General features: G+C 60.1%; 4 protein-coding genes. 2 read left to right on the top strand and 2 right to left on the bottom strand.

The annotated features are described in order from the left end of the window. Positions 1-1,678 (bottom strand): SMC family ATPase (locus VD811_04630; protein HXV20266.1); only part of this gene is annotated, 1,678 nt, incomplete at its 3' end. Positions 1,679-1,732: 54 nt separating this feature from the next. Further along, entirely contained in the window at positions 1,733-3,190 is a 1,458-nt protein-coding gene (locus VD811_04625; protein HXV20265.1) for a DUF294 nucleotidyltransferase-like domain-containing protein, read from the bottom strand. A gap of 532 nt (positions 3,191-3,722) precedes the next feature. Here VD811_04625 and VD811_04620 point away from each other — a divergent pair. Next, a complete protein-coding gene (locus VD811_04620; GenBank protein HXV20264.1) occupies positions 3,723-3,980 on the top strand; it encodes a DUF4212 domain-containing protein in 258 nt (85 codons plus the stop codon). Between the two features lie 61 nt (positions 3,981-4,041). After that, the coding region (locus VD811_04615) for a cation acetate symporter (protein ID HXV20263.1) at positions 4,042-4,250 on the top strand (209 nt) is incomplete at its 3' end.

The following is a 4,250-nucleotide window of genomic DNA, read 5'->3' as shown; positions in this document are numbered from 1 at the left end:
GAAGATCCTCGGCCATCTTCTGATGGGCGAAGAAAGCATCCCTGGCCACTTGACAACCAGCCATCCCCTTTTGTACCCCGGCGATCTCCTCATCCAGCCGGGCAAAGGCCTTGAGACCTTCCTTGCCGGCCGCCGCACTCTCGACGGCCGCCGCCTGCTCCGACTGCAGCTTCACCAGGCCGGCGGCCCGCTGGCGCGTCTCCCCGCGGCGCTGTTCCAGGCCCTTGCCCTGCTTTTCCAGCTCCTGCATCCGAACTTCCAGGGCGCTCAATTCCCTCTGTGCCATTTCGGCCGTGCAGAGGTCCCGGCCCAGTTCTTCGATCCTTTTGTCCAGCTCGAGCATGTCCCGGTCGAGATCCTCGACCCTGGTCGTGAACACGTCCCGGGAGGCCTTGCCGGCCACATTCAGGCAGGGCTCCTGGAAAAACGGGCAGATCCCCTCGCCGAGTTTCTCCCGCCCATCCAGCAGGCTGTCCCGACGCCCCTCCAACAGACCGCGAGTCGACCTCAGCTTCTCGACCTCCTGGCGCAGAGCCGGAATCCGGGCAGCGTTTTTCACCAGTTTCCCGTCGGCCCGCTGTCCTTCGCGGGCTTCGGCCAAACGACCCTCCTCCTCCGCCAGTTGCTTCTCAGTCTTGGCGATCTCCCGCCGCTCATGGTCGAGAGTCTGGGTCAGCCGCAGGGCCTCTTTTTCGAGGCCGGCAACCTCCTGCTCCGCTGCCCGCCGCTGCTGCTCCCGTTGCCGCAACGCGCCAAGGCTCGCCTCGGCCCGCTCGAAGGCCTCCTTGCCGGCGCGGCTCCGCTCCAGTACCTCCCGGGCGTTGCCGGCCTCGGCCACCCGTTGTTTCTGGTCGACGACCTTACCCTCGCCGTCGCGGATGCGGTTCTCCAGGCCATGAATGTCGGCCTGAATGGTGTTGATCGACCTCTCCAGTGCATCGAGCTCGGCGAGGCGCGACTCCGCCTGCGGCAGGGCGGCACCCTTTTCCGTCAGCGACCTCTGCCGCTCCTGCCATTGCGCCTCCACCTCGGCCAGCGCCTTCTTCTTTTCCGGCAGGACGGCGAACTGCTCCTGCTTCACCGTCACCTCGGCGTCAAGCACCTCGATCCGTCTCTTCAACGCCGTGAGCATCTCCCGGGTCCCGTCAAACGTCTTGCGCCAGGCATCGATTCCCAGGATCTCGTCGAACGCATCCTTGCGCTTCGTCGCCTGCCGGATGACGAAGGGACCGAGGAAGTCGTTCTGGAAGGGACCGATGACCAGCTTGAACTGCTCGGCCAGGGGGCGGCCGTTGTCGAGGCCGAGCAGTTCCCTGAGGCGCGCCTCGGTCTCGTGGGCGCTGGCGTGGTCCTCCACTTCGAAAGCGCCGCCGACCTCCTTGTGCAGCAGCCATCGGGAAGCTGCCCCGACGGTCCGGGTGACACGGAACTTCTCGCCGCTATCCAGCTGGAAATCGACGGCAATCTCCCCTTTCTTGGCCCCGATCGAAATGAAGCGCTCGATATTGCCGACGAAATCCCGGGCGTCGACGCCGAACAGGGCATAGCCGATGGCTTCGAAGATGGTGCTCTTGCCGACGCCGTTCGGACCGGAGAGGACATTGATGCCGGGCGAGAAATCAAGTTCGATGTCACGGTGGGATTTGATGTTCTTCAGATGGATGGAGAGAATCTGCATTCATTCACCAGAATTTCAGCGGAACACGGAAACAGGAGGTTTGGCTGCGGGCTCTCAGCGGGAAATGAAATCGAGCTTGTAGTGGTCGCGGATCATCCGCAGGAAGGTACCGACCCCCTTGAGGGCTTCCCGCAACCGATCCCGATCCTTGTCGGTCATCACCAGGGGATCGACCGTATTGGCGGGCTTGTTGCCTTCCGAAAGGGCCCGGAGTTGCCGCTGCAGCCGGAGCTGCACGAGATAGGTAAAGGATTCGTCGATGTTTTCCAGGGCTCCGGCCGAAAGGACGCTCAGCTCCCGAAGCCGTTCGATTTTGTCCCAGGTGCTGCCGCCGACGATGCCGGCTTCGAGGGCCAGGAGGCTCACGCCTTCGGTGATGGCGAAGATACCCGCCTTTTTCAGCTCGACCTTGCCCCGGTGTTCGCCGCTCCGCTCGACCCGGATGCGACCGAACATCCCGAGGGGCGGCGGAAAGCGCACGATGTTTCGCGCCGCATAGGGGAAAAACAGGGCATGACGCCTGACCGTGGCCAGGAGGTGTTCGTGCAGCTGTCGCTCGAGCGTTTGATCGCCGTAAAGAGCCCGGAAATCCTGGAACATGCCGAAGTTGACCATGTGCTCCCCCTTGGGCACGTGAATCCACTGGCTGAGGAGTTCTTTCCATTCAGACAGGCTATGGCGCCACTGGGGGTTGCTCGCCATGGTGTTGCCCGGGCAGCGGGGCACCCCCACCTCATCCAGGGCCTCGGCGAGCCGGGTGGCGAAGCGTTCCAGTTCGCCGAGCTTCTCCGGCGGGAAATCGTCGGCGTAGACCATGGCGCTGTCCTGGTCGGTGCGCAGGGTCTGTTCACCGCGCCCTTCGCTGCCCAGCACCAGATAGGCGGCGCCTTCGGGCAGACGAATCCCTTCGGTGCTTTCCAGCAGAGCGATGATGCGCAAGGTGAAGGCGTCGTTAAGATGCGAGATGAGTTCGACCAGGCTTTTGGTGCCGGCGCCGGCGCGGGTGGCAAACCGCACCATTTCGAGCATCCGCACGTTCAGCGCCTTCAACTCCCCGATGGACTGGGCGGCGGCTATTTCCTGGTTGAGATAGAGGGGGGTGTGCGTCTGAATTCGCAGAAGGTCGGTGTCGGTGATGACGCCGGCCAGCCTCCCCTCGTCGTCGACGACCCCGAGCCGGTGGACGTCGTGCTGGGCCATCCGGAAGATGGCCTCGTAGACATGATCCCGGAGGCGGATGGTGACGATGCCGGGGCGCATGATGTCCCGGACCTTATGACCGCCAAGCGCTCCGCCGGACTCGGCGATGAGTTTGCGCAGGTCACGGATGGACAGAGTACCGACCGGCGCATCCCCCTCGACGACTACCAGCCCCGAGATATCGTGTTCCTGCATGAGCCTGGCCATGGCGACCACGTCCATGTCCGGGGCGCAGGTGATCGGCGGCCGTTGGCAGAGCGTTTCGATGGTGATGAAGAAGAATCCCTCTTCATTGATGGCATTGTAAGGCATGGCACCCCCACCGGGGAAATTCGGCAACGGGACATTCTTCCTCGATTTGCGATTCTATGCAACCTTTCATTTAATGTTGCTGTTCCGACATTCCGAACAGCCTGCGATCCCGAGACAGCACAAAACAGGGTGTCGCAGGTAAAACCCACCAGCGCCTCTGCAAACTCACGTTTCGCTGCTATACTACTGAAAATAATGGCATGTCCGGCAATCCCCGGGAGGTGGGGCATCACCAGTGATAGAAAATTTCAAACGAGGTTATATTTTTCTATTGACTAGTCGTGAACTGTCGGCTATTTTGACCGTATACGCCTGAATTTACTTGCCAATACCTCTGGAACTTATGCGAACATGGTTTTTATAAGAAGTCGTTTTTATTGAATGAAATGCCAACCAATGCGGTTAAAACAGTGTATTTTTAACGGGGTCAAAACATCGTAACACAACTGCGGAAAGGAGGTGTGCTGGTACGAAGATCGGTATGCCAGTAAACCAACATTGAACAGCCATCAAATGCGAGGAGAGGAAAACTATGGATGCAGCAAAGCAACAGGCGTATTGGAAGGAAAACCTGGTCATCATCGTCGTCCATCTGGCGATCTGGTTTTTCGTATCATTCTTCTGCGGGATCATGGTCGTCGATCAGCTCGACGCCATAAAAGTCGCCGGCTTTCCCCTCGGCTTCTGGTTCGCCAATCAAGGATCCATGATCACTTTTGTTGTTCTGATTTGGACCTATGTCGCCATGATGAACAGGCTCGACATCAAGTATGACGTGCACGAAGGGTAACCTCCCTGACCTTGACGCCGTACGCGCATAAACAACAAAAATCATCATGAGGTGACAAATTATGAGTATTCTGACCTGGACATGGATTCTTACGGGGTTGAGCTTTTCCCTGTACATCTACATCGCCATCGCAGCGCGCGCCAAATCGACCGGCGACTTCTACGCTGCCGAGCAGTCGGTTCCGGCGTTCATGAACGGGATGGCGACCGGCGCCGACTGGATGTCGGCCGCCTCCTTCATCTCGATGGCCGGCCTGATCTCCTTCATGGG

This window comes from Desulfuromonadales bacterium, assembly GCA_035620395.1.
Taxonomy (GTDB): Bacteria; Desulfobacterota; Desulfuromonadia; order Desulfuromonadales; family DASPGW01; genus DASPGW01.
The sequence above is the reverse complement of the archived record's forward strand: the minus strand, read 5'-3'. Positions and strand labels throughout refer to the sequence as shown.